Origin of the sequence: Paenibacillus sp. GSMTC-2017, assembly GCF_016019935.1 — a bacterium.
In the GTDB taxonomy this organism is placed as follows: domain Bacteria; phylum Bacillota; class Bacilli; order Paenibacillales; family Paenibacillaceae; genus Pristimantibacillus.
Genome location: NZ_JAECMT010000001.1, coordinates 627,917 through 652,778 on the forward strand (window position 1 = coordinate 627,917; position 24,862 = coordinate 652,778).

Annotated in this window: 25 protein-coding genes; 6 read left to right on the forward strand and 19 right to left on the reverse strand. The window is 41.1% G+C overall.

Annotated elements, in window-relative coordinates; all coding sequences use genetic code 11:
- The first annotated feature begins 131 nt into the window (after positions 1 to 131).
- Positions 132 to 1,901 carry an Rqc2 family fibronectin-binding protein gene (locus tag I6N90_RS02950; protein WP_197934003.1) on the forward strand — a complete coding sequence of 590 codons (1,770 nt, stop codon included), beginning with the start codon at positions 132 to 134 and terminating at the stop codon, positions 1,899 to 1,901.
- A gap of 86 nt (positions 1,902 to 1,987) precedes the next feature.
- Here the strand turns inward: I6N90_RS02950 and I6N90_RS02955 are convergent, their stop codons facing one another.
- The 8 genes from I6N90_RS02955 to I6N90_RS02990 form a co-directional block, all read right to left on the reverse strand.
- Positions 1,988 to 2,422 carry a hypothetical protein gene (locus I6N90_RS02955; protein ID WP_197934004.1) on the reverse strand — a complete coding sequence of 145 codons (435 nt, stop codon included), beginning with the start codon at positions 2,420 to 2,422 and terminating at the stop codon, positions 1,988 to 1,990.
- A gap of 14 nt (positions 2,423 to 2,436) precedes the next feature.
- Entirely contained in the window at positions 2,437 to 3,312 is an 876-nt protein-coding gene (locus I6N90_RS02960; RefSeq protein ID WP_197934005.1) for a PHP domain-containing protein, read from the reverse strand.
- Entirely contained in the window at positions 3,303 to 4,214 is a 912-nt protein-coding gene (locus I6N90_RS02965; RefSeq protein ID WP_197934006.1) for a selenium metabolism-associated LysR family transcriptional regulator, read from the reverse strand. The genes I6N90_RS02960 and I6N90_RS02965 overlap by 10 nt, the downstream gene beginning before the upstream one ends.
- Positions 4,215 to 4,338: 124 nt before the next feature.
- Positions 4,339 to 4,776 carry a hypothetical protein gene (locus tag I6N90_RS02970; protein WP_197934007.1) on the reverse strand — a complete coding sequence of 146 codons (438 nt, stop codon included), beginning with the start codon at positions 4,774 to 4,776 and terminating at the stop codon, positions 4,339 to 4,341.
- A 194-nt stretch (positions 4,777 to 4,970) separates the two neighbouring features.
- Complete coding sequence (locus I6N90_RS02975) at positions 4,971 to 5,234, reverse strand: YlbG family protein (RefSeq protein ID WP_197934008.1); 264 nt, start codon at positions 5,232 to 5,234, stop codon at positions 4,971 to 4,973.
- 48 nt (positions 5,235 to 5,282) lie between these two features.
- The gene (locus tag I6N90_RS02980; protein ID WP_197934009.1) at positions 5,283 to 5,774 is read right to left on the reverse strand and encodes a YlbF family regulator; all 492 of its coding nucleotides are present in this window, start codon (positions 5,772 to 5,774) and stop codon (positions 5,283 to 5,285) included.
- A 73-nt stretch (positions 5,775 to 5,847) separates the two neighbouring features.
- The gene (locus I6N90_RS25215) at positions 5,848 to 7,860 is read right to left on the reverse strand and encodes a helicase-associated domain-containing protein (RefSeq protein ID WP_197934010.1); all 2,013 of its coding nucleotides are present in this window, start codon (positions 7,858 to 7,860) and stop codon (positions 5,848 to 5,850) included.
- Positions 7,857 to 9,569, reverse strand: a complete 1,713-nt coding sequence (locus I6N90_RS02990) for a DNA repair helicase XPB (RefSeq protein ID WP_197934011.1) — start codon at positions 9,567 to 9,569, stop codon at positions 7,857 to 7,859. The genes I6N90_RS25215 and I6N90_RS02990 overlap by 4 nt, the downstream gene beginning before the upstream one ends.
- 169 nt (positions 9,570 to 9,738) lie before the next feature.
- Between I6N90_RS02990 and I6N90_RS02995 the strand changes: the two genes are divergently transcribed.
- The gene (locus I6N90_RS02995) at positions 9,739 to 10,590 is read left to right on the forward strand and encodes a thermonuclease family protein (RefSeq protein ID WP_197934012.1); all 852 of its coding nucleotides are present in this window, start codon (positions 9,739 to 9,741) and stop codon (positions 10,588 to 10,590) included.
- Positions 10,591 to 10,614: 24 nt separating this feature from the next.
- Here the strand turns inward: I6N90_RS02995 and I6N90_RS03000 are convergent, their stop codons facing one another.
- Positions 10,615 to 11,799: an amidohydrolase gene (locus I6N90_RS03000; protein WP_197934013.1), complete on the reverse strand. Its 1,185-nt coding sequence runs from the start codon at positions 11,797 to 11,799 to the stop codon at positions 10,615 to 10,617.
- Between the two features lie 243 nt (positions 11,800 to 12,042).
- On the opposite strand from I6N90_RS03000, the gene I6N90_RS03005 reads away from it, so the two are divergent.
- The gene (locus I6N90_RS03005) at positions 12,043 to 12,387 is read left to right on the forward strand and encodes a YugN family protein (protein ID WP_197934014.1); all 345 of its coding nucleotides are present in this window, start codon (positions 12,043 to 12,045) and stop codon (positions 12,385 to 12,387) included.
- A gap of 10 nt (positions 12,388 to 12,397) precedes the next feature.
- A complete protein-coding gene (gene ftsW / locus I6N90_RS03010) occupies positions 12,398 to 13,585 on the forward strand; it encodes a putative lipid II flippase FtsW (RefSeq protein ID WP_197934015.1) in 1,188 nt (395 codons plus the stop codon).
- Positions 13,586 to 13,614: 29 nt separating this feature from the next.
- Here ftsW and I6N90_RS03015 read toward each other — a convergent pair whose 3' ends face one another.
- The 6 genes from I6N90_RS03015 to I6N90_RS03040 form a co-directional block, all read right to left on the reverse strand.
- Complete coding sequence (locus I6N90_RS03015; RefSeq protein WP_197934016.1) at positions 13,615 to 13,998, reverse strand: Asp23/Gls24 family envelope stress response protein; 384 nt, start codon at positions 13,996 to 13,998, stop codon at positions 13,615 to 13,617.
- 152 nt (positions 13,999 to 14,150) lie between these two features.
- Positions 14,151 to 14,438: a YlaN family protein gene (locus I6N90_RS03020; RefSeq protein ID WP_197934017.1), complete on the reverse strand. Its 288-nt coding sequence runs from the start codon at positions 14,436 to 14,438 to the stop codon at positions 14,151 to 14,153.
- Between the two features lie 136 nt (positions 14,439 to 14,574).
- Positions 14,575 to 14,817 carry an HPr family phosphocarrier protein gene (locus I6N90_RS03025; RefSeq protein WP_197934018.1) on the reverse strand — a complete coding sequence of 81 codons (243 nt, stop codon included), beginning with the start codon at positions 14,815 to 14,817 and terminating at the stop codon, positions 14,575 to 14,577.
- Between the two features lie 103 nt (positions 14,818 to 14,920).
- Positions 14,921 to 16,036, reverse strand: a complete 1,116-nt coding sequence (locus I6N90_RS03030; RefSeq protein WP_197934019.1) for an aminopeptidase — start codon at positions 16,034 to 16,036, stop codon at positions 14,921 to 14,923.
- A gap of 64 nt (positions 16,037 to 16,100) precedes the next feature.
- Entirely contained in the window at positions 16,101 to 16,826 is a 726-nt protein-coding gene (locus tag I6N90_RS03035) for a hypothetical protein (protein ID WP_197934020.1), read from the reverse strand.
- Between the two features lie 203 nt (positions 16,827 to 17,029).
- Complete coding sequence (locus I6N90_RS03040; RefSeq protein ID WP_197934021.1) at positions 17,030 to 18,925, reverse strand: sensor domain-containing diguanylate cyclase; 1,896 nt, start codon at positions 18,923 to 18,925, stop codon at positions 17,030 to 17,032.
- 364 nt (positions 18,926 to 19,289) lie between these two features.
- Between I6N90_RS03040 and rpsD the strand changes: the two genes are divergently transcribed.
- Complete coding sequence (gene rpsD / locus I6N90_RS03045; RefSeq protein WP_197934022.1) at positions 19,290 to 19,889, forward strand: 30S ribosomal protein S4; 600 nt, start codon at positions 19,290 to 19,292, stop codon at positions 19,887 to 19,889.
- Between the two features lie 66 nt (positions 19,890 to 19,955).
- On the opposite strand, the gene I6N90_RS03050 is transcribed toward rpsD, so the two are convergent.
- From I6N90_RS03050 to I6N90_RS03065, 4 genes are all read right to left on the reverse strand, one after another.
- Entirely contained in the window at positions 19,956 to 21,509 is a 1,554-nt protein-coding gene (locus I6N90_RS03050; protein ID WP_269669417.1) for a flotillin family protein, read from the reverse strand.
- A 28-nt stretch (positions 21,510 to 21,537) separates the two neighbouring features.
- Positions 21,538 to 22,065, reverse strand: a complete 528-nt coding sequence (locus I6N90_RS03055; RefSeq protein WP_197934023.1) for an NfeD family protein — start codon at positions 22,063 to 22,065, stop codon at positions 21,538 to 21,540.
- A gap of 305 nt (positions 22,066 to 22,370) precedes the next feature.
- Entirely contained in the window at positions 22,371 to 22,991 is a 621-nt protein-coding gene (locus tag I6N90_RS03060; RefSeq protein ID WP_232242510.1) for a TetR/AcrR family transcriptional regulator, read from the reverse strand.
- Positions 22,992 to 23,027: 36 nt separating this feature from the next.
- Positions 23,028 to 24,413, reverse strand: coding sequence for a serine hydrolase domain-containing protein (locus I6N90_RS03065; protein WP_197934025.1), 1,386 nt, complete (start codon positions 24,411 to 24,413; stop codon positions 23,028 to 23,030).
- 286 nt (positions 24,414 to 24,699) lie between these two features.
- Here I6N90_RS03065 and I6N90_RS25015 point away from each other — a divergent pair, with 286 nt between their 5' ends.
- Positions 24,700 to 24,825, forward strand: a complete 126-nt coding sequence (locus tag I6N90_RS25015; protein WP_269669418.1) for a hypothetical protein — start codon at positions 24,700 to 24,702, stop codon at positions 24,823 to 24,825.
- The last annotated feature ends 37 nt before the right edge of the window (positions 24,826 to 24,862 follow it).

Sequence of the window (24,862 nt, forward strand, 5' to 3'; positions counted from 1 at the left end):
GCCGTTTAAGCGGACAGCCCTTCTAACGTAAATGTATTCGGACAGCCTATAAAATATCCCAAGACCACTTAAGTTTTTGTCTCAAGTATGGCATGATAGGTACATACTGCTGGAAGAGAGGTACGAACATAATGGCATTAGACGGTATTGTTGTTCGCGCGATCACCGCTGACCTGCAGCGAAGCATCGGCGCACGTATTCATAAAATTCATCAACCTACTGAGCACGAGTTAGTGTTCAGCATTCGAGGAGCGGGCGTTTCAAGTAAGTTACTCCTGTCTGCTAACCCTACATATCCACGAGTACACTGGACAACGGGAACCTATCTTAATCCACTGGAAGCACCAATGTTTTGTATGCTACTTCGCAAGCACTGTGAAGGTGGAGTCATTGAATCCGTTAAACAAGTGGGCCGGGAACGGGTTATTCATATCGATATTAGACATAGAGATGAGCTTGGTGATTCTTCGAGCAAAAGAATAATCATTGAAATAATGGGCAGACATAGCAACGTTATTCTCGTCGATCCATCAACAGGAATGATTTATGACGGGATTCATCATGTTACTCCATCAATAAGCAGCTATCGGATTGTTTTGCCGGGGAGTACTTATACTGGTCCACCTGACCAAGAGAAAGTAGATCCGTTGAGCGTAAATGATGTAGAACAATTCAAGTCCTATTTATCTAAACCAAATGAGGAAGAGCCTATCCCGCCATACAAAGCACTAGTTGACGCTTTTAGCGGGTTTAGTCCACTCCTTGCAAAAGAACTCGTTCATCGTGCTCAAGTTGCTGTTCCTTCTTCAAGCTTGGAAAGTAATGTGGTCGATATGGAGTCATTATGGAGCAGCTTCCATTCGCTAATGCAGGATGCTGCAGCGGACAAGTTCCAGCCTGTCATAGTGACCGATAATGTAACTGGAAAAGCAAGTTTCTCCATTACACCGCTCACCCATTTGACTGGAGATACGAGTGAGTTCGCTACCATTAGTGATTGCTTAGAAGCTTATTTCGGTGATAAAGCAGAGAGAGACACTGTTAAGCAACGTGCAGCTGATCTGATACGTTTCGTTCAGAATGAAAAAGCTAAAAACATTTTGAAAAACAAAAAGTTGGAAGAAACGCTACATGAAGCAAGGGATGCTGAAAAGTACAGAGTGATTGGTGAGCTACTGACGGCTTATATGCATCAAATAAATCGTGGAGATACTTCTATTGAATTAATCAACTTTTATGATGAGGATCAAGCAACCATTAAGATTCAATTAGATCCGCAGCTTAGTCCATCTGATAATGCACAGCGATATTTCCGTAAATATACAAAGCATAGAAACAGTCTTGTTATTGTTGCCGAGCAAATGGAGCTTGCAAAAGGAGAAATTCAATATTTCGAATCGTTGCTGCAACAGTTAGATAAAGCAGCGTTAACTGATATTGAGGAAATTCGCGAGGAGCTTGTTGGGCAAGGATATATGAAAGAGCGAAGCAAACGAGGGCCGAAACGCAAGAAATTGCTTAAGCCTGCTTTACTTTGCTACACATCTTCTGAGAATGTGCAAATCTTTGTAGGGAAAAACAATACACAGAACGAATACTTAACTAACCGCCTTGCTGCACCAAATGATACGTGGCTCCATACAAAAGATATTCCGGGCTCTCATGTTGTCATCCGTGGCGGAGATTTCGGAAATGCAACCTTAGAAGAAGCTTCTATGCTTGCAGCACATTATAGTCAAGCAAGATCTTCAAGTATGGTGCCAGTGGATTATACGTATATCAGGCATGTTCGCAAACCGAGCGGCGCTAAACCTGGCTATGTCATTTATGACAATCAGAAAACGTTATTTATTACTCCTGATGAGGAACGCTTAAAGGCACTTCCTTCGGAAATCAAATAAATAGTAGATGGTTTTCTAACAACAGAAACAGCGGCAGCCATGGACGTAAAAACAAGTCCTGAACTGCCGCTGTTTTATTGAACCAGTTACTCTCTAAAAAATGTTTCATCCGTAATTTGTAAAAGCTTATCCGTCGCTTCTTTACTCGCAGGATCAGTTACTAATACAGTAAATATTTCCATTAATTGCTCTGCACGAGATAGGACTTTATCTTTTGACCTATCCTCTCTCAAAGAAATATAGAGATTATGCAGGCTAATACCTAAGTCACCATTCTTTTCCTCGTAGGAAGTTAATTCACTAATAGAAGCCACATTAGAAACGTTCGATAAGACAGATCGATAAGTGTAATCATTCATCACCATGCCAAAACTATCGCGGACACTACTTAATTCACCCTTAAATTTAGCATCAATTGCGTTTTGTAAGTTTCTAGCCTCGGTATTGTCGTCAACGTAGATAAATCTTAAAATGATGAAGCCAAGAACAAGAAACAAGCTTAAGTAAACCCATTTCTTCAACCTGCAACACCCCTTTAACGATCTTTCTCCATTTGCAGCTGTTCAATAACCGAATATGCCACGTTTTTACTCCCAATTGCACCGTGATAGCTTTGTCCCGATCTCATCCCATGGAAATCTGATCCACCAGTTTCAATAAGTTTATATCGCTTCGCAAACAAGCTGTATTTCTCTTCTTCTTCCATACTATGATCGGAGTGGAATACTTCAATTCCATGAGCCCCGCCTCTGATGATATCCTCCACAAGAGCATCATTCTTGTATAGTCCAGGATGCGCAATGACGCACACTCCTCCAGCTTCTCGTATCCACTGGATCGCCTCAAGAGGATGTACTCTTGGAACTTCTACGTAAGCAGCTGCTCCTGAAGCTAGAAATCGTTCGAATGCTTCATTCATACTTTCAACGATACCTTTACTTATTAACAATTCTGCAATATGAGGACGACCGATGCTGAACTTAGAATCGCTAGAAGCATTTTCTTTTTGCCGATTAAGTGCTACTGCTATAAGTTCATCCATTGTAATAGAAATGCCCATCGATTGAAGCTTCTGAACGATCAATTCATTTCTACGCTCTCTTGTATTACCTAACTGCGCCAATCGATCTTGCCACTGAACATCCTCGTTATTTGTATAATAAGCCAATAAATGAATGTCATTTTGATCTGCAACTGTACTAAGCTCAACACCTGGAACGACCGTAATCCCAATGCGTTCGCCTTCAGCCACAGCTTCAGAAACACCTGCCACTGTATCATGGTCTGTAATTGCTACAGCCCCTAGTCCTGCTGCTTTCGCCATTTGTACAACTACTGTAGGTGCATGAATTCCATCCGATGCTGTTGTATGTGTATGAAGGTCGACTTTATCACCTTTAATTAAAGCCATTGTTTTAAATCTCTTTCCCGTAGAAAGGTTAAAAACGTCACAGCTGAAATTGGAAGTAATGCCGACTTTAGATAGATTGAATAAAACTGGCGCTGAAACTTTATATCTGGTATTTTTACAATTTTAATAAGTCCAAGAGCAACTTCATGCTTAACAGAGGAAGTCGATAGGAATGAAATGCCAAGCCCTGCTTCAACTGCGGACTTAACTGCACCTGTACTGCCAAGCTCCATAACAATCTTCATCTTCGAAGGATCAATTTTTTTCTTGGCGAGTTGTTCTTCCATTACTAATCTTGTTCCAGACCCCTGTTCACGCAATACGAAGGAATGTTCCATTACTTCGTTGATTGAAACAGATGCCCGTTCCGCTAATGGATGGTTACTAGGGACTACAAGTTTTAGTTCGTCACTCATAACAGCTTCCATATGCATATCCGGGTGGTTGACTGGCGCTTCAATTAATCCAAAATTTAGTTGATGATTTAATATTTCTTCCATTATTTGTGCTGTATTCATGACTTTCATACTAATAGAAATATGGGGGTACTCTTGTCCAAAAGGGCCTAATAAACGAGGCAATATATATTCACCAATCGTAAGACTAGAGCCGAGTTGAAGTCTTCCCTTAAGTTGCTTTGTGAAAGTGGACATTGTTTGATCCGTGTCACGTATTAAATCGATGCTACTTTTGGCAAATGGCATTAAAGCACGCCCCGCATCAGTAAGCTCTATTCGTTTTGTAGAGCGTTGCAATAGTTTCGTTCCGAAATAATCTTCCAATGATTGTACTTGCATCGTCACTGCAGGTTGAGTCATATGAAGGGATTGGGCTGCTGCCGAAAAGCTGCCACGTTCTGCAACCATATAAAAAATATGTAATTGATGAAAGTTAAGTGCCATCATGTATCCGTCCTTTCTTTGACACTATTATACTACAAAAAAATAAAAAAACGCATGATCATCATATGACCATACGCTACATCTAATATTTGTATTATATTAATCTTTTCCTAATATAATCTTTTTATTTACGTTTTCTACTATTTTTTACTAACGTCATTCTTCTTGAATGTCTTAACCAAGAGTAATAAGACTTTAGATCTCTTAACTCTATCGTTTCCGACATTCGACCTAGAAACGTTACTACAATCATCTTATGCAATGGATTTCCTAGTAAATCCATTTCAGTTAATGATTCGGTGAACTCTGCCACAAACACAAGATCTTCATCAATTAAATAAACATCCTGTTCGTTACGATAGTACGGTTCGATACGATCTTTCTTCAAACATTCCCAAATGTACTCTGCAATGTCTTCAAAACCGGTCTTCTCGCTTTCGATTCGGTCAAGCCAGCGACTTTTGGCATGGTTCGTAATGATGACATCAACCACTTTTTTATCACCAAGATCGATATAAAACGACTCATATGTACTCCATCTTCTCGTCATTTTATCCTTCATTTCGCAACCTACTCCTCCCAAAGAACCAGGGCTTTTATCCTATTAATTAATTCCATTCTACCATGAATATCCGATATTTCAACAATAAATTAAAGACAGGCCATTTCTGTATAAATATGTTAATGAGAACAAAAAAATAACGCTTCTCGGCACATTTCGTGCACCAAGAAGCGTTATTTGTTAATCTTTATGTGTTATACACTATAAAATCTCGTTTTATCTTCGCTATCCTTGCTATACTCCGTCTTAATCTCCGTACGATAAGAACGTTCTACCTTACGCACATACGATTGCCGGTTCATCTGCTTGAGCGAATCTTCCACACGTTCAGCATTCATATACAAAACAACATAATGCAACTTTTTGGACATATAATGAACGGTTCCGAACCTTTCCAATGCCCTCGCTGCTTTCAAGTCGCTAACCCACACTATAAAACCTGTTCGATCCGGCAACATATGCCCGCTCCTCCTCCAACAATTCCGGTGATTACTACGCTATAAAAACTATCCGCAGCCGCCGCTTCCACATCCGCATGAGCCGCCACTTCCGCAGCCACCACCAGAACCCTTCTCATTGCTAGGCACTTTGATGTTTTCAGACACAGATTCTGCGATCATACGAGATACTTCATAAAGCATCTCATCGACAACCTGCTCCGATTCTTTAAATCGTGTGACACATTCTAACTCAGCCATCTGCTTCTCAATGAGCTTCACTTTATCTTTCGCTTCATTGTAACTCGGATGGAAACGTCCGAATCGTTGACATTCCTCAAACAATTCCTTCGCTTTGGAAAATTGTCTCTGAAGAGATTTCACTTCTTCATTCTGAGATACTTCCGACTTCCAATATAAATATTCGGCCACTTCGGCAGAATCATTAATCCAATCTCCAATTTCATATGCAGACAAAAGCAGCGATGCCATATCGATCGTAGAGCCATCGCCATGTGCTTGCAAGGTTGAAGCAGTCGTCCATTGTTCGGCAACAGCCATTGACCCACCTCATTTCTATTCGCTGATATTACATTATCACATCATAGACATTTAGCCAATAGATAGAAGATGCTTACATTGTGTGACTACCCGGAATAAGTAATCTCATTTCTTCCCACATATCCGGAGTTAGTCGACTAAACTCCCCAACATCATTAGATATAAGTTTGCCCGTTACTGCCCACTCATCACCCCTCTTCTCCATTTGTTCAGGAACAAACGTATGAAGGTTCCCCGCGAGTTTTAATTGCACAGCCGTCTGTAGCATAACCGCTTGCTGGATTAACTCCTTGCGCGTCGAGGTATGGTAACTTCGCAATTGTTGCCACCAAGCAGCAGGCAATTGTTCAATACCTGGGAGAAGAATGACTTCTTCCCTCCTTGTAATATTGTCCAATTCATAATGACTTAGTGTGAAGGAGTCATATAAAAATGTTCCCATTTCCCTCTTTCCAGCAGTTATGATCTTATCAGACTGAATCACTACATGTTGATCCGTTACATCTATCGCATGGGCAGCGATGCGTTCATCCGCTCTTTGAATCCCTTTGCGTGGCGGGTAACCTGCCTTTTGTAAGTAACGACGGATATGATCCCTTTTACTAGCTTCGATGATGTAATCAAACTCACCAAGTCGCTGAATCAGATGGGGGGCTACTTCCTGAAGTAATGTAGCAGTCTCAGCCATTTCAACAGAATCACACCGCAGTAACGTAACTTCCGCAAATGTAAATCGACCAGCCCTTCTTGTCCATTCCTCTAGCATAGACAATACTGAACTAGGTAATTGTTCATCTCCTGATGCAGCTTTTAAGAAACTAGCGATTGAATCTCTAGTTCTGCTATGTTCAATTGCTGTTGCAACACTTTGCGGAGTTAGCTGGTAGAGCACTGCTTCTTCTCCGTTCATTCGTTCACAAATTAGTTCTAACTCAAAGCGGATATCAAAACGAGATCCAGGACCTATAATGATCTCACCGTTTGGTTGTACAATAAGTTCCTCGCTATTGTGTGATTGAAACACTTTCCAACAAAAAACACGATAGCTTTCTCCATTCTCAACACATTGTGCTAACTCTATCCACCCGAGTTCATGAAATAAAGAAAGCCAACGCTCTGTCCAACCTACTGAAGACTGCATTTGTTGATCCTTCGAAACGGAAGTCTCTACTAATCGATTACACCAGTTTTCAATATCTGTTACTTTAAACCACTGCCCCCGCTGCAAGCTCATTATTGCAATTGCAACACTAGCATCCCTACCTGCATACTTAAACAAAAAGCCACACAACCAATCCAGCAATTGCGACTCTCTGAGTTCCTCTGTTGTCTGAAACCAACAGTTCAAGTTAACCATATCTAGTAGGAGCGTATTTTCTTTACGATATAGAAATCCTTGTGTTTGTCCCGCTTCCAGCACTAATGCAACTATCAATGGATAGGTCTCACTATGCGCCCAATTCAAACCAAAAGCTCGGAATGGTACTTCGTTTATACCAATTTGCTCGACCAATTTGGATATTGTCTTCTTTGAAAGTACACCTTTGGATGTAAAGTTCCTATCCCATTTCATTAGTGTTGCTAATGCATAAAGTAACTTTCTCCCGAATGATTCCTTGTTGCCGACAAACTGTCCACTCTCATCCGAAATTGCCATCAGGTTCGATGATGAAACATTGTGTAGTGTACATGGAAACAATATTCGGAACCAGATTTGATAACATTGTTGCACTATAAAAATAACTTTTTCTCCCCATGTTTTCCGAACAGCTAAAAGCAAGCCTGCTTCCTCCAATTGCCGCACACCTAAACGGATTTCTGCACCCGACAACAGCGAATGAACTCGGAGCTTTGCCAATAGCCTGTCTTCTTCAACTGGAACAGGCCCAAAAATTAGCAGAACTCGCTTTAACACTTCAAGTGCATGTGACGTCATAAGAAGAGAAGCTTCCTGAATCGCTTTATGATCCACTATCGCTTCTTGCCATGATAAACCTCTCTGGGTAGCATTTTTCCAAATTGGATTTTTCTCATACATTTTGGCTTGCTCAGGAGATAATTTATGTATGACTTCACTTATATTCACCTTAAAACAACCTCCTCATCTTCTAAGCTGCGATCTTCTTGAAGATCATTCGCTTTGAAATGATCATAGGAGTACCCTTGTTCTATCATAAATAGTTGGCGCTTTAGCGCAAACTCGGTTTCTTTTGTTTCGTCTGTTACAAGAGTGTAAAACCATGCCTGATTTCCCCCTGACTTAGGTCTAAGAAGTCGTCCAATTCGTTGCGCTTCCTCTTGCCTTGAACCGAAACTGCCAGACAGTTGTATGGCAACTGCGGCATCGGGTAAATCGACAGCCAAGTTCGCCACTTTGGATACAACTAACACTTTTATTTCTCCGGATTTAAACTGCGCATAAAGACGTTTCCTCTCCTCTTGAGGCACCTCACCTGTCAGTAATGGCGCATTTAATTGGCAGGCAACTTCGTACAATTGCTGCAAATATTGACCTATAATTAAAGTAGGTTTTCCTTCATGCTTACTGAGTAGCCTACGTACTACGTTTATTTTGTTTGGATTCTCTGATGCAATTCTGAGCTTGGATCTTGCAGTTGCCTCTTTATAACTTTGTTCTTGTGAAGTCGATAGAGCAACTCTTATTTCTGTACACCTAACTGATGAGATGAACGCACCTTCTTCTGCCTTTTTCCATTCCATATCGTAATTTTTAGGACCTATTAATGAAAAAACATCTTCCGCGCATCCATCTTCCCGAACGAGAGTTGCTGTTAATCCGAGTCGTCTAGTTGCTTGAATGGAAGCGGTCATTCGGAAAACGGGAGCAGGCAGAAGATGTACTTCATCATAAATAATAAGACCCCAATCTCTCTCCGTAAAAAGCCCCATATGTTTGTATTCCATTTCCTTCGTTCTGCGATGAGTAAGTAGTTGGTAGGTTGCTATTGTAACTGGACGAACAACTTTCTGCTTCCCGTTATGTAACGCTACATCCGATTCGGTTAAAGTCGTTTTATCCAATATTTCTTCTCTCCATTGCTCAGCAGACGTCACACTTGAAGTTAAGATCAATGTCGCAGATCCCAGTCTAGCGAGTGCAGCAATTCCAACGATTGTTTTACCTGTTCCACATGGCAGAACAACGACACCACTCCCCCCAAGAATACTGCCATCTTTGACAAAATGGTCAACAGCTTGCTTCTGGTATTGTCTAAGCGAAAAGGGCTGACCCTTCTTCGTCACATCTCTCAATTCAACTGATAGGACTTCGCCAGTATGATAACCAGCCAAATCGATAACTGGATAACCTAGCCGCCCAAGTTCTTGTTTCAGCAATCCTCTGTACTCTGCTTTTATTTCCCACTCGTCCTCCCCCCTTAGCTCCCCAATCCATTCATTAAGTGAACCGTGACTACTTAATTGAAGAAATATTTCTCGTTCACCTTTCAGAATCAGCTTATTACCTTCAGTGACGAGCGTTAATTTCCCATATCTATTTGACCAAGCATAAAGTTTAGCTTCCACTTGCATTGGAACCCCATACCTCGCATATTCCTTTAATTGCTCTACAATTTTTTTGCATGTATAGCCCATACTCAGTGCATTCCATAATGAAATCGGAGTAATACGATACATATGTATAGCTCCAGTCCGCTTAATGGTTTCCGCAAACGTTTTAAGTATAGGGTGAACAAATTGCGACTCCGGTAGCCTTTCATCAAGCAGAATCGTTAAATCAGACTGTACTATTATTGCTTTATTTTGTTGTATCATTGTGCAAAAACCTCCGTAAATAACATTCCTCATTATTCAGTATGAAAGCTTTTTTATGATTTTATCCCCTTATTGACACACTCTATTTCGATTATTAGGTGTAACTTGTGGTATAGTAATGAAGATATACATCGAATAAACAATTAATTTGAGCTGGAGGCATAATGCAATGAAACGATTATTATCTATGTACCTTCTCCTGCTCGTCTTTATATTGGCAGGTTGTGCAGACATTTCTATAGCCCCTTCCAAAGCAGTTAAAGCAGATACATGGTATTCGGTATCTAGTTATGTTGATGGGGACACTTTCAAAATTAAAGTAGGAAAAAACGAAACTACAATTAGACTCCTTTATATAGATACACCAGAAACGGTAAAGCCTGATGCACCAATAGAAGCGTACGGTCCAGAAGCTTCCGCATTAACGAAGCAACTGCTCGAAGAATCAGGTAAAGTTCGTTTAACGTTCGATAAGGAAACACAGGATAGATTTGACCGAACATTAGCAGTAGTTGAGCTTAAAGATGGCAGAATATTAAATGAGGTTTTGCTAGAAGAAGGTTTGGCGAAGGTTATGATTTATGAGCCTAACGTGAAAATGGAAAATGTCTATAAGCAGCTTGAACAGAAAGCAAAAGAAAAAAAGGTAGCCTTGTGGAATTCCGGGAAAGAAACAAGCCAAACTGACGTAGTCGTTCACAAGAAGAAGGAAATGGGCATCACAATCGAAGTGGATAAAAAAGCGGAACTAGTAACGATAACGAATACAACATCGTCACCTATTGATTTGGAAGGTTGGAAACTTGTAAGTGTACGCGGCAACCAAACGTACACATTTGAGCCACATGTCTTAGCAGCACAAGGTAAAACGCAAATATCTTCGGGCGAAGATATTACGTTAGATCATCAAATTCCGTTAATTATTTGGGAAGTTGATAACGTTTGGAACAACCAAGAATCTGATCCTGCAGAATTATATAATGAAAACAATGAGCTTGTTGCCGTTTGGGAGGACAAATAATGTCCCCCAGACGTTCAACAAGCTTTACCTTTGTTCGTTAGAATAATTTTCGGCCATACTAATCAATATTTTTGTAGCATGTAGCATCGCCCGCTCATCGATGTTAAATCTCGGATGATGATGAGGATAATGTGCTCCACAATCCGAGTTACCCGCTCCCACGAACATAAAACAGCCCGGTACCTGTTGCAAATAATAGGCGAAATCTTCCGCAACTGTAATGGCATCTGCGTGTATAACTTCTTCGATTCCGTCTATGCTTTTTGCAACAGTAAAAAATCTAGTTGTTTCCCGCTCATCATTAACGACTGGTGGGTATCCAATACGCATTTGAAAGTTGTATTTTGCACCATGCATTTCGCAAATATGTTTAATCACTTGCTCCAATCGCGTATGAATCAAAGAACGCGTCTCTTCATCAAATGAACGAACTGTTCCTTTCAATTGACATCTTTCAGCAATGACATTGTTTGTTGTTCCACTTTGAAAGGAACCAATCGTCACTACAGCAGGATGCAAAGGGTTTACGTTTCTACTAACGATCGTCTGAATACTTTGTACAAGTGTAGTACCAATAACGATTGCATCTATTGCGACATGAGGCAACCCACCGTGACCACCGCGCCCTTCGATATCAATAACAAATTCGTCTGCTGCGCTCATGAAAGGACCAGATCTTGAAGAGACACTCCCATAGGAGAGCGGAGTCCACAGATGAACGCCATAAATAGCATCAACATCATCGAGCACTCCGTCTTTAATCATTTCAATTGCACCACCTGGGGTAACTTCCTCCGCAGGCTGAAAGAGCAGCCTTCTCTCTCCTGAAAATGTATGTTTATGATTGTTATAATAACTAGCGACCGCAAGTAAGGCAGCCGTATGACCATCGTGTCCACAAGCATGCATTACTCCCGTAACTTTGGATGCATACACACATTCCTTCTCATCTTGAATAGGCAATGCATCAATATCGGCACGTAATGCAATGATAGGACCTGGCTTCTCACCTATTATTTTTGCAACGAGTCCATGTCCGCCGATATTCCGTTCGACGCTACATCCTATCTCTTCCAATCGTTCTGCTATCCACTGGGACGTTTCATTTTCTTTAAATGATAACTCAGGGAATTGATGAAGATGTCTGCGCCAGCGGACCATATCCGGATATAACTCTTGCAGCTTCAAATCCACATTAGGTTCAACCATCTATACACCCCTCTTGTCCGACTAGTTACTATAGAGATAATGTTTTTTTATAGTTTAGCAGATAATTGTCACTTTAAGGAAGCTTCAGAAGATTATATCGAGAGAATTGCAATTGCACATTTCTCAGAAATGTCACGAACATCATCGAATTGACTTGGAGTAAGGCTTGCACTGACTGGGGAAACATACTATCATGAGTAAAGAATGTACAACTATGTCTTGTGAATTTGGGGGGAACCAGAAATGATTATTGAAAACTCCGGTTTAAACGGTGTTCAAAGCGAATTAAACTATCTGGACGACGCAGCTGAAAAAGTCGGATTCGTACGTTGGCAGTGGGAATATTATCGCGCTACATATGATTTGAAGCTTGTTGACCGCGCTAGCGGTTCCGAATATTTCCTACGAATTAATACTCGTGCTATTGAAGGCAAACTAGAGTCACCGCATGCAGTTCTAAACATTGAAGCTGTTTATATTGGCCGTGCTACTTTCCCGCATGGTTTAGAGTATGAGTCGCCAGTTCCACAACATATTATGGATACAGCTACTCAAAGGCTTCAACAATTAAAACAGCAGCTCGTTTAAAGCAGACATTATGAAAGCTACGCAGAAGGGTAGTCGGGGAAGGCCGGACTTTTTGCTTCTCATCATGACACTGTTGCTCGTAGGCTTTGGAATCGTAATGGTATTCAGCGCCAGCTCCGGTGTTGCAGCTGTGACCTGGGGCGATGCTTTACATTTCACCAAGCGCCAGCTTGGATTTGCTGGCCTTGGAATCATCATCATGTTTTTACTGATGAATTTTCGTTACCATTTGTATAAAAAAGCTTTTCCCATCTTCTTTATTCCAGTTATTATCTTACTTATGATTGTACCTTTTAGTGAACCAGTCAACGGGGCGAGAAGTTGGTTTAACATCGGACCGTTTGGTATACAGCCTACTGAGTTTGCTAAGCTCGCAATCATATTGTATCTAGGTGCGCTAATAGCAAAAAAAGGTGAGAAGTTCCGTGACTTTAAAAAAGGGCTTCTACCCGTCATCATTATTATCGGCTTTGTCTGCGGCCTTATTATGTTACAACCAGATTTAGGATCGAGTATGGTTCTTGCATCTTGTGCTGTCATTATGATCATTGCTGGCGGTGCCAATTTGAAGCAAGTGTTTCTTGCAGGTTCAGTAGGAGCGATTGTCCTTACGGTGATGGTTAGTATTTCTATGGCCATAGATCCTACTGCTTGGCATTATCGTGTCGCAAGATTCACTTCTTTCATGGACCCGATAGGAAATGCTCAAGAAGGTGCTTGGCAGATTATGTCTTCCTTACAAGCACTGGGACACGGCGGCTTAACAGGCGCTGGCTTCGGTGGAAGTGTACAGAAGCTTCATTATTTGCCATATGCCTATAATGACTTCATTTTTGCTATTATCGGAGAAGAGTTTGGGTTCATTGGTAGCACTATATTTTTATTATTTTATCTCTTTTTCTTATGGCGTGGACTTATCGTTGCCCTTCGTTGTCCCGACCATTATGGTACGGTCATAGGTGTAGGAATTGTAGGATTGTTTGCATTCCAAGCCTTTGTTAATATCGGTGGTGTAACAGCAGCAATTCCGCTTACAGGCGTCACACTTCCCTTTATTAGTTACGGAGGCTCTTCTATTCTTGTTTGTTTAATGAGTATGGGCATTCTTCTGAGCATTTCACGAGAATCAACCCGTGTTGAGAAAACAACGAAGTCTACAACCGAGTATCGCAAAAATAAGGCACCTCTCCATATGTGAGAAGTGCCTTATTTATATAGGGACTTTCTTTACTTCAAGCGCTGTGGCTGTTGTTCTTCAATATCATCTTCTTTGAAGGCAACACCCTCTACCTTCACATTAACTTCTACTACTTGAAGCCCCGTCATATTTTCAACAGATTCACGCACATTAAGTTGCAATTGACGACAAACCTCTTGAATAGGTATACCATAATGTACAATTATACGCAGATCAATAGCAGCTTCTACTTGCCCAACTTCGACAGATACACCTTTTTGAACGTTTTTACCGCTGAGACGTTTGGCAAGTCCTTCAGAAATTCCACCAGACATAGCCGCAATTCCAGGCGTTTCGAGTGCCGCAAGTCCCGCAATTGTAGCTACAACATCATCAGAAATACGGATAATACCAGTTTGAAGGTCTTCGGTCATGTCATCCACTCCTCATTTTGCCATATATATTTATTGTAATAGAACAGACGACACGAAGCAAGGTCACTGTTCGTTTTCTAACATATAAATAGTAATATTTGTAAAATGATCGACATTTTATTCACAAAAAAAGAGCAGACTCTCGTAAGAGACTACCCTTTGCGATCCAAAGCTTCATACAGAACAGCTAAGTTACGTTCAAGCTTATTAATGATTTCTTTACCTGCCAGCTCAGCTATTAGTCCTGCCCTAACGGCAAAGTCTACTTCTCTTGAGAAGCCATACATTTGTGTATCTAATACTTCTTCATATAATGGACATTGACGAGTCGTCAAGTTTGCCATTTGTACTTCAATCAACTTCTCTATTTTACTCGCGTCTTCTTGAAGAAGTCGAAGTGCTCTCTCGTGTAAAACTTCCGTAACCTCTGGTGCAGACATTCTTCTCCCCCCACTCGCGCGTATCCGCCATCTTCTCTTTCTTTATATTAGACGAAAAGTAGGGATTACACAAGGACAAAACAGAAAAGCGCTCCTTCATAGTTGAAGAAGCGCCTTTCTATTACCAATATAATGATTATTCCGAGATTACGTTTACATTTAAGTTATGTTTAGCGAATACATCAGCCATTGCTTTTTTCGCTTCTTCAGCATCAGGACCATGAACGTGAAGATCATAGGAATGACCACCAACCAAAGTTGTGAATAATCCTAGTATACTTTTTACGTCGATGTATTTGCTTTCTGCTTGCAATACGATAGATGAAGTGAATTGGCTTGCTGTTTGAGAAATTTCGACAATTGCTGCGTTATTGGACATGGGAGATCCCTCCAGTGAAATAGTAAGTCTTTCCTTTGTCACAATAATAACCCGAATCTCATCATCCTACAAGAGGATAGCGAAAAAAACGCTTCATTTACTATTATTTCAAATTATCGGGATTTAACATTTCTAGTTCAGGGATGACAAAAATACCATCTTTTCTAATCAAAACATCGTCAAAGTATATTTCCCCGCCGCCGTATTCGGGGCGTTGAATAAGTACCAAATCCCAATGAACAGAGGAACGATTTCCGTTATCTGTTTCTTCATAGGCTTGTCCTGGCGTAAAGTGCAGGCTACCTGCTATCTTTTCATCAAATAAAATATCATTCATCGGGTGCAAAATATGCGGATTAAAGCCAATTGCAAACTCTCCGATATAACGCGAACCTTCGTCCATGTCCAATATTTCATTTAGACGCTCCGTATTATTGCTTTCGGCTTTAACAATTTTTCCATTTTCAAATGTAAAGGAAATATTTTGGAATGTAGTACCTGCGTATACACTTGGAGCATTATATGTAATCGTTCCTTGAACGGAATCACGTACTGGTGCAGAGAATACTTCACCATCAGGAATATTACGATGACCTGAACATTTTTTGGAGCCAATCCCTTTAATCGAGAACGTCAGATCTGTTCCTGGTGCAACAATGCGCACACGATCAGTACGATTCATCAATTGTTGCAACGGGTCCATTGCTTTGTCCATCTTGCTGTAATCAAGATTGCAAACATTGAAATAAAAATCTTCAAAAGCTTCTGTGCTCATCTTCGCAAGCTGAGCCATTGAAGCGCTAGGATATCTAAGAACGACCCACTTCGTTTTCTTTACACGTTGCTCCATATGTACAGGATTACGGTAAAGCTGCTCGTAAAGTCTCATATTCGCATCTGGCACGTCTGAAAGCTCATTTACGTTATCACCTGAACGAACTGCGATATAACCGTCCATCTTTTTCATTTTATCTAAATCTAGCTCTGCCCATAACTCAATCTGCTCTTTCGTCGCATGAGTTAGTAGTGATCTTAATACGGAATTGTCTCTTAGTTCAACAAATGGATGACCACCACGTTTAGTTACTTCTTCTATCAAACATTTAGTAAGTTCCTTCTCCGAACCGATCATATCAAGAAGCACATTTTCACCTGGCTGAACATCAATCGAATATTGTACCAGGTTTTGAGCTAACTTTTTCAATCTAGCATCACGCATAAAAGTATCTACTCCTTCTTGTTAACTATTTCTAAGATGATTATCTTTTTCCTTTAACATCCTATCATGATTTTGGACTTATTGCATCATTAGCAACTGATCCGTCAAAGGATTGAAAACGGACATTAGTATGTCTATATTCTTTAGTTGGATTCCCATTTCTCATATAGGAAAACAACGTTTGTTCTTCCAACTTAAGCGGGATCAGTTTCTTTTTATCAATGATTATTTCGTATTGTGAATCAACCTCTAAAGAGTCCAACATATTGTTAAGCTCAATTTTTGATTGCTCCAGAACTATCTTCTGTTCTTTCCCTCCAACAGTTTCAGCAATGAGATGGTTTCCCGCTAATTGATCTAATTGTTCATTAAGCTTTTTGCTCCAATTTTTTTTAACAACATTACGGTCATCCCATATACGTAATACAATTATACCCGCAGCTGTAGATTCTTCAGTACCATCCTTAATGATCTCAATCGCTTTATGCGATTCATTTAATGACCTCAGCACATCAACAGGATTTCTATACAACGGATCTTGCTGTTCAGATTGAAGCGTCAGCTGATGATGATTGACGATCTTGCCTTCAAAGGTTTGTGGCTTAAACATCATCCCTTCCCCCATCCCCATGCTCATAGAGCCAGTAAATGCATACTGATCCATTGCTGCAAGACCAGAATAGGACAAAGACAGCCATTCCTTAGGTGATCGGTTTCTAGACGTCCCCATACATCCCATTAACGATTGCATGATTAAAATAAATACCAATACACTTAAAATCCTTCGCAAACGACCCACCGCCCTTTATCACAGCTTTAAAACACGACACCTTAATCTAGAAAAACAGTTCAACCACCCATAACATTAGCGTACCATTTCATCGATCGCATTATTCTTCTACAAAAACGGTACATTAGAACAACAAAAAAAGACGCCTCATAGCGTCTTCTCATAATTAAATGGTATATATGATTAGTCAGATCTTATTTCTGTTAATTTTCTCCAACAACAACACAGTTTCTTCCATTGTTTTTGGCTTCGTACAGCGCCATATCTGCTCGGTAGAACAGAGACTCCACACTAATTTTTTCATTATCGAAAGTCCATTCTGATACACCGCATGATACCGTAACAGTAGGATCGGTTTCCTCAGCTACTTGCTTACGAATCCGCTCAGCTATGCGTAGCGCCTTCTCCGTCCGAATACCTGGTAAATAAACGGCCAGCTCTTCTCCACCCCAACGTGCGGCAATATCATCTTCTCTAATCGATGAAGTAATGATATTACTAACTTGCACCAAAATCCGGTCGCCCACTTGATGTCCGTATGTATCATTAACACGTTTAAAGTAATCAATATCTACCAATATTAACGATCCAAATGGATCTTTCCGCTGACGACTTTGAATTTGCTCATTCAAATAATGTCGTGCGTGAAGCCCTGTTAAATTATCCGTAATAACCATTCTACGCACTTCAGCATGTAGCGAAGCATTCGTCACTGCAAGGCCGATATGTGTACTCATCACTTGTAAAAGCTTGTAATTGTCATACGAGAAGAAGCTAGGAATTTTATGTGTAATTAAAATAGCTCCAACTACATCGCCATCAACAAATATTGGTGCAGCAATCAATGATCTAGAACCTGTATTATCCATAAGTTTGGATGTAACAACTCTTGTATTCCAGTAATCCGAAATGATTAGTGGTTCTTTCGTTCTGTAAATGATACCGCTAAAACCGTATTCTGGTGAAAAGGCCTCGCTTGCTATCGCCGGAATGTTCCCCGATTTAACGACAAATTGGTTCGTTTCCTTATTTAGTTGTAAAACACAGCAATAATCTGCTTCGAATATAGTTAGAAGTTCACTTGTCGCGAACTGAAAAATTTCTTTTACTCTCAGCGATTGATTCAATCGCTTCGTCATATCATTAATGAGTCTCAGTTCATTAATAAGTAAGTTAGACTGCTCATACAATTTCGCGTTTTCGAAAGCGGAACCAGCAGTGTCGGCTAATAATAAGAAGGCTGGTAAGTCCGAATCATCCCATTTCCCTCTACCGATCGAGATACAAAGAACGCCATAAGCAGCTTGTTTCCCTGACATTGGAACAGCAAGTCGCATCGTACCATCTCGGTCATATTCTTTTGCTGGTTTACCATCTAAGAATGCTTGCGCAACAATATCATGAGCGGTATTCTTAAATACGAGCGGTTTCACTCGTGGATCACCATCCACATAGTCTTGTGAAAGATGCATGTTTATTTCCGACTCTGGGTAAAGCGTCTCTAAACTATGTAGCATTTCTGATAAAACAGATGTAACATCGATCTGATCATATAACCTCTTTGCAATGAGGAACAAAGCATCTCTGCGGCTTGCTTCTTTGTCTGTACGTTGTTGGTATTGAAGCATATCTTTTACAAATAATTGCTCAAAGCTACGGTAAAAGCAGCTTTTGTAATGGAGCGCTGTTGACTGTATCTCCGCATGATTGATTGTAGCTTCAATTGTAGTTATATAAACGAATACAGCAAACGTTTTCTCATCATTACGCCGCTGTATAGGAATAGCAATAAGTTGAACGTCGTTGAACGTGTGATAGTTGATTTCATTATTTTCAAATGTAGCAATCAATGCTGATTGTATAATCGCTTTATGGTTAATTGTGTATTCATCTAGGTGGAGTCCATTCGTTGCATGACAAACTCCATCTTTACTATAAATGCCGAATTGTCCCATACGAAAAGAAGCTAGCTCTGAAGCTTCTTGTCCCCATTGAAAAAAGCTTTCTTCAAATAAAGACGGAAGATAAGGCTCGTCCGCATCATGAATATCTTCGCTTGCAAACCATATGGGATGTTTGACGTTCCATTCATTAAACATGCAGCACCTAACCCTTTCCTATGTACAACAGGGAGACGAGCACTCGCCTTAACCATCATACTTTATTTTTAAGAATATTGCACTATCATTTCCATAATTTATAGGACTTTAGACGCTTTTTTTGACATACCCTATATCACACATACAATTAGATTCAACCTTGACTTTTTGTATGGATTTCGTATAATATTAATTGTTGAAAACATGGGCGTACGGTTTTGTGTCACCCTCAGGAATTACGATCACTAATAAGCCTGCGGCTGAGGTGCTTATTAGGGACGAGCTACCCTCGTCCCATGAACGTTTTTCCGCGCAACACAACCCCATTCTCAAAATTCACTTTGATGAAGGAGTTAAAAGACACATGTCACGTTATACAGGACCTAAATTTAAATTAAGCCGCCGCCTAGGTATTTCCCTTAGCGGAACAGGCAAAGACTTGAAACGCCCTTTCCCTCCAGGCCAACACGGACCTAACCAACGCAGAAAAATGAGCGGTTACGGTATCCAATTGCAGGAGAAACAAAAACTTCGTCACATGTATGGAATGAACGAAAAACAATTCCGTAACTTGTACGACAGAGCTGCAAAACTTAAAGGTAAAGCCGGCGAAAACTTCATGGCCCTTCTTGAGAGCCGTCTTGATAACCTAGTTTACCGTCTTGCATTCTCCAACTCCCGTGCTGGCGCACGTCAACTAGTTGCTCACGGTCACGTGACTGTAAACGGTAAAAAAGTTGATATTGCTTCCTACACTGTTTCCGTTGGCGATGTAATCGGTTTGCGTGAGCGTAGCCGTAGCTTGAAAACAATTAAAGAAGCTATGGAAGGTCGTCATCATCTTCCTAACTACCTTGAATTCAGCGAGCAAGCAATGGAAGGTAAGTACGTTCGTCTTCCTGATCGTGCTGAGCTTAGCCAAGAAATTGACGAGAAACAAATCGTCGAGTTCTACAGCCGTTAATTTGGGACAAAAAACCTTGAACCTTCCGGTTCAAGGTTTTTTTTTGCTGAAATCAGCCAAACACCTCTATACGGGATCTGTTACATCGGGCAGTTTGATTTCTTTCATTGGAGTTACATCCTTTACCACTTCAGGTGTAGGTGCTGAAGACAGTGTTTTTAAGTCCGGTGCGACAACCTTCGAAGTTAACCCTTTGATAAGGGTATTCACATCTATGCCCGAAACGCTCTTCAACATTTCTGGCGCTGTAGCCATTAAAGACGTCACATAATTGCTTACCCGAGCCGCCCCTTCTCCGTTACCTGTATCAACAACTGTCAACTTATCAATTGAAGCGATCGGCGAAGCAATTTGACCTGCAAGTTCAGGTAACATCTTCACAATAATATCAAGAACCGCTGCCTCACCGAACTTAGCAAACGCTTCAGCTAACTTTTCTTTTGCTTCTGCTTCCGCTAATCCACGAAGACGGATAACTTCAGCCTCGGCCGTACCTTTAGCTCGTTCCGCTTCTGCAACTGCAAGACCATCCAACCTTTTTTGAGCTGCGTGTGCTTTCGCTTCGGCTTCAATGCGGTATTGAATAGCATCCGCTTCATTTAGTTGCTTCGCTTTGTTTGCTTCTGCTGCTTGAACGACAGCATATCGATCAGCATCCGCTTTTTTCTTCACTTCTGCATCGTATTGCTTCTCACGACGGAGAATCTCTTTTGCTTCTAGATCAATTTCGCGCTCCTTACGTACGAGTTCAACCTTCATCTGCTCTTCGACAACACTTTGCTTTGCACGTGCTTCCTGAATAGCGTATGCTTGATCCGCTTCAGCTTTCGCTGTATCTTGATCACGTTTGAAAGAGGCAACCTTCATTTCCTTGTCCTTCTCTGCTTCTGCTATGTTTGTATCCCGAAGTAACTCTGCTTTTTGTCCAGCTTCAGAAGCAAGTGCCTTCTGTATTCTAGCGTCACGTACCGCCTCCGCCTCAGCAATCTCTGCATCACGTTTAACAGCCGCAATTCTCGGTTTTCCTAATGCATCCAAATAGCCATGTTTATCGCGTAAATCTTTAATTGTAAAAGAAACGATCTGTAGTCCCATCTTCTTCAAATCTTTAGCTGCAACACCTTGTACTTCTTGAGCAAACTTATCGCGATTTCGATATACTTCCTCAACAGTCATGGAACCAAGAATCGCCCGTAGATGTCCCTCTAGTACTTCCTGTGCTTCACCTTTAAGCGCTTCTGTCGGTTTGCCGAGAAATTGTTCAGCAGCAGTCGCCACATCCTCAATCGCTCCACCAATCTTTATAATAGCTACTCCGTCTGCCATAACAGGAACCCCTTGCTCCGTATAGACTTCAGGAGTTGAAACGTCGAGCTTGTGAGAAAGTAAAGATAAGTACTCAGCCTTTTGGAAAATAGGAAGGATAAATGCCCCTCCGCCTCTTATTATTTTCACTTTGCGTCCAGATTCGTCAACAAGCGCATTACGACTGCCTAAGAATGAACCAGTAACAAGCATTGCTTCATCTGGACTAACTGTCTTATAGCGCGCCCAAAACGCAAGTCCAAGGACAACCAAAACACCAACAACGATTAGTGGAACAATCATATACTCTTCCATGTCCAACATTCCCCTTTCAAATTTTAGATTATAAGTTTACTTCGGATACATAGAGCACACTGTTTCGCACCTCGACAACTACGATTTTTGCACCTGTCGATATGGGTTCATTTTCGAAGCTGGCTGCAATTTGATTCGTAAATCCTGCACCCACCTTCACTAATACTTCACCATAACCATTAACCGGAATCGGAACTAGTACCTCACCTAATGTCCCACCTAGCGATTGCATCGTAAAGGCAATAGAGTTTTCACTATTTTCCATAGGTCTCACATAGAGGAAGAAGACAGCAACAGCAGTGACAACGGCGATAATGATTGCAAAAAGAATAATGACAGGATTGCTTAAATCACTATATTTTGCAAGAAGTAGTCCAGCACCGCCAAATACAGTTATACCTCCTACAATCGTCATTGGCTGCAAAAAAGACGGTCCATCAATCGAAAGGAAATCAAGTATTCCATCGAACATCTGGCCAAGCCAATCTCCGAATATTACACTCACAATGGCATAAATAATTCCGCCGATTAAACATGCCATAAATAAAGTGTCCATCTTCCTCCTCCTATCTCATTAACCAAAACCTGCTAACATTTCCGATATTTATTACGCTATCTTTTTACAATAGTTTCTTAGAAAACATAAAACATGCCTAGTTACAATAAAGGTATGTTTTACGCCGTTTAATTATTTCGTTCTGATCTTCACAATAAGTCGTTTCACAACTTGTAATTACTGTTCTTTCTTATCGAGCCAATTGTTTCGTGCAACAAAAAAAGACGAAGAAATTTTCTTCGTCAAGTGTATGAAAATATTTTAGCGGCTTTCTTTTCGGAAGGAAGATAATGTTCGCCGTAAATTCACTTTATAATTCCATAATGAATCATGTCACAGTATCGAATCATTTTAGCGAGTAAGTTTTGAACGTACTCCTCATTAATAACGTCTACATCTATCGTCTCAACAAAGAACTTGTTCTCGAAATATCCTAGTGTATTCATGATAAACTCAAACGCCTCATTGCGATCTACACCTTCTCTAAGAACCACTTTATCGAACAATCGCTCCCAATCCTGATTTTTAGAATTGAGCAAACTGCTGTAAATTTTATTTTTGTCCTCTTTCAATTCGTCAGGCGTACAATAAAAAGCTTCGAATACTAATTTAGATTCATTGGAATGTATGCAATAGTAATCGAATTTATTGCGCATAAACACGGTAACGGCCTGAAAAAAATCTTCATATTGTGAAACTGTGTCTGCCTGGAGAGCTGAGCCAACCTTCCCATAACAATACTCCAATAAATTAAAATACAAGTTCTTTTTGCTTTTAAAATGATGAAAAATTAAAGCTTTAGAAATACCCGCAGCCTCCGCCAACATCCCGGTTGATGTATCTTTGTATCCATGGCGCGCAAATACAGACAAACAAGCATTTAAAATTTGTTCTCTCTCATACAACTGCAAAGGCAACTTAATCATTTCCTTCCTAACTGATTTATAAAACTGTGCATCACCTCAAGCAATTTTTGGAGCAGCACGCATGCCGATGTAACAGCAGCCGGTGCCATCCGGTAAGGAAGAGAATACTACAGGCATCCAATCCTCGTTGAAGGAAGGGCCGGCCCCACTTCCAGCAAACACCTTATCCGACACAGGCACAAGTTCCATTTCCAGAGGCGGGGACAAATCTTTCATACCATCTACAAAATCATACAACAAGTATGGTTTGTTGTCCCTCTCAAAGACTGTAATAACGACCCCCTCACGCTTATAGGTACCGACGAACGGCGTGAAGTCTACAGAAGGAGGAGGTGTTGGTGGAGCAAATGATTCTGGCATTGAAACTCCTGCTAGCTCATGCAACAGCTCCCGAAAGAGTGATGCGTAAAGTAAGCGAGCTCCCCCGCCGTTTGTTACCAAAGCGATGGCCACCCCCTTATCCGGCACCACGCGGACGTAGCTGTACTGTCCGATTGAAGCGCCGTCATGGCCGAATCCCGATATACCGTTCCAGTTGTAAAGTGTCCAGCCTAAGCCCCACCCATCTGAGCTGACGGTCCATTTATCCGGAACGTTAATTTCATAGCGTTGCATTAAAGCGACGGTCTCAGCCGCAATGACGCGGTTTCCGTCAGGCGCTTTTCCGCCGTCCAGATGCATCTGAGCCACTCGGATCAAATCGGCTGCAGTAGCTATAACCCTACCACCTGGGCCTGCCGAGCGCGGCATATAATCCCATGACGAAACTGGAATCGGGTCTTTACCCCCCTCGACCAGATGTCCTATTGCTGCACGATAACGCAACACTTCCTCGGGTAGCGTAATCGTACTAGTGAGCCCAAGCGGGCTCAGCAACAAATCTTTCATCGCTTGATCCCAAGTTAGGCCGGTAACTGCCTCGATGAGGCGGCCTAGCACGATATAGCCAATTCCACTATACGAGATGATCGTCCCAGGTGGGCAATCTAGTGCCACGCCTTTAATTGCCTTAACGTAACGAGCCAAACAATCATCTCCGCGACCTGTATCATGATTGAAATCACAAGTCAGTCCACTCGTATGGCTGAGTAGTTGTCTGATCGTGATCGTCCTTGTCGCTTCAGCATCGGCGACAATGAACTCAGGCAATATGCTTGACACCGGCGTGTCCAGATTAAACTTGCCTGCTTCAACTAGCTGCATCACCAACGTAGCAGTATAAATTTTGGCGATCGAGCCCAATTCGAACACTGAATCTGTCGTCACATTCAAACCTGATCCATGATTCAGTACTCCACTTGCCATTTCGTAGATAGTCCCTCCTTCGTACACTGCTAGAACTGCTCCAGGTACGTTGTACGTCGCCCGAAGTTTATCCAATCGCTCCTGCCAATGAATAAGATTGAAATTGTTGTTTGTCATCTCATTGCTCCTTTTCTCCCTTTATTTAGGGTTCGAATTTATTGAGCGCTTCTATGATGTAGAGGAAAATAACAAAAAGGCCTTCATCCTTAATGGGGTTTGCTGACTTATCGGTTAGCAAAATAATAACTCATACTGATCGACTGGTCAACATAATTTTTCATTTTTATTCCAGATCCCCAGCTAAGCTCGATTCAATCCCAAAACTTTTCCTATCTATTGTGCGTCTATAAATAAACAAAAAAAATCCATCCAGTCTCAAAGACAAGAAGGATTAACTTGCGATATGGTGCAAACTGATTTCCACGAACCACTTGCTCATCGCGATTCAAATATTAGTGGGAAAATGAAGTCAATCAGGAAAGTTTCGGAAGCACTTGAAGGAACATATGTACCAATTGGCGATTTGTGATATAATAGATATGCTATTTTGGAGGAGGAATTATTCA

Coding starts and splice junctions, on each gene's coding strand:
- I6N90_RS02950 (WP_197934003.1), top strand. CDS start 132: ATGGCATTAGACGGTATTGTTGTTCGCGCGATCACCGCTGACCTGCAG.
- I6N90_RS02960 (WP_197934005.1), bottom strand. CDS start 3,312: ATGGCTTTAATTAAAGGTGATAAAGTCGACCTTCATACACATACAACA.
- I6N90_RS02965 (WP_197934006.1), bottom strand. CDS start 4,214: ATGGCACTTAACTTTCATCAATTACATATTTTTTATATGGTTGCAGAA.
- I6N90_RS02970 (WP_197934007.1), bottom strand. CDS start 4,776: ATGAAGGATAAAATGACGAGAAGATGGAGTACATATGAGTCGTTTTAT.
- I6N90_RS02975 (WP_197934008.1), bottom strand. CDS start 5,234: ATGTTGCCGGATCGAACAGGTTTTATAGTGTGGGTTAGCGACTTGAAA.
- I6N90_RS02980 (WP_197934009.1), bottom strand. CDS start 5,774: ATGGCTGTTGCCGAACAATGGACGACTGCTTCAACCTTGCAAGCACAT.
- I6N90_RS02990 (WP_197934011.1), bottom strand. CDS start 9,569: ATGATACAACAAAATAAAGCAATAATAGTACAGTCTGATTTAACGATT.
- I6N90_RS02995 (WP_197934012.1), top strand. CDS start 9,739: ATGAAACGATTATTATCTATGTACCTTCTCCTGCTCGTCTTTATATTG.
- I6N90_RS03000 (WP_197934013.1), bottom strand. CDS start 11,799: ATGGTTGAACCTAATGTGGATTTGAAGCTGCAAGAGTTATATCCGGAT.
- I6N90_RS03005 (WP_197934014.1), top strand. CDS start 12,043: ATGATTATTGAAAACTCCGGTTTAAACGGTGTTCAAAGCGAATTAAAC.
- ftsW (WP_197934015.1), top strand. CDS start 12,398: ATGAAAGCTACGCAGAAGGGTAGTCGGGGAAGGCCGGACTTTTTGCTT.
- I6N90_RS03015 (WP_197934016.1), bottom strand. CDS start 13,998: ATGACCGAAGACCTTCAAACTGGTATTATCCGTATTTCTGATGATGTT.
- I6N90_RS03020 (WP_197934017.1), bottom strand. CDS start 14,438: ATGTCTGCACCAGAGGTTACGGAAGTTTTACACGAGAGAGCACTTCGA.
- I6N90_RS03025 (WP_197934018.1), bottom strand. CDS start 14,817: ATGTCCAATAACGCAGCAATTGTCGAAATTTCTCAAACAGCAAGCCAA.
- I6N90_RS03030 (WP_197934019.1), bottom strand. CDS start 16,036: ATGCGTGATGCTAGATTGAAAAAGTTAGCTCAAAACCTGGTACAATAT.
- I6N90_RS03040 (WP_197934021.1), bottom strand. CDS start 18,925: ATGTTTAATGAATGGAACGTCAAACATCCCATATGGTTTGCAAGCGAA.
- rpsD (WP_197934022.1), top strand. CDS start 19,290: ATGTCACGTTATACAGGACCTAAATTTAAATTAAGCCGCCGCCTAGGT.
- I6N90_RS03050 (WP_269669417.1), bottom strand. CDS start 21,509: ATGGAAGAGTATATGATTGTTCCACTAATCGTTGTTGGTGTTTTGGTT.
- I6N90_RS03055 (WP_197934023.1), bottom strand. CDS start 22,065: ATGGACACTTTATTTATGGCATGTTTAATCGGCGGAATTATTTATGCC.
- I6N90_RS03060 (WP_232242510.1), bottom strand. CDS start 22,991: ATGATTAAGTTGCCTTTGCAGTTGTATGAGAGAGAACAAATTTTAAAT.
- I6N90_RS03065 (WP_197934025.1), bottom strand. CDS start 24,413: ATGACAAACAACAATTTCAATCTTATTCATTGGCAGGAGCGATTGGAT.
- I6N90_RS25015 (WP_269669418.1), top strand. CDS start 24,700: ATGGTGCAAACTGATTTCCACGAACCACTTGCTCATCGCGATTCAAAT.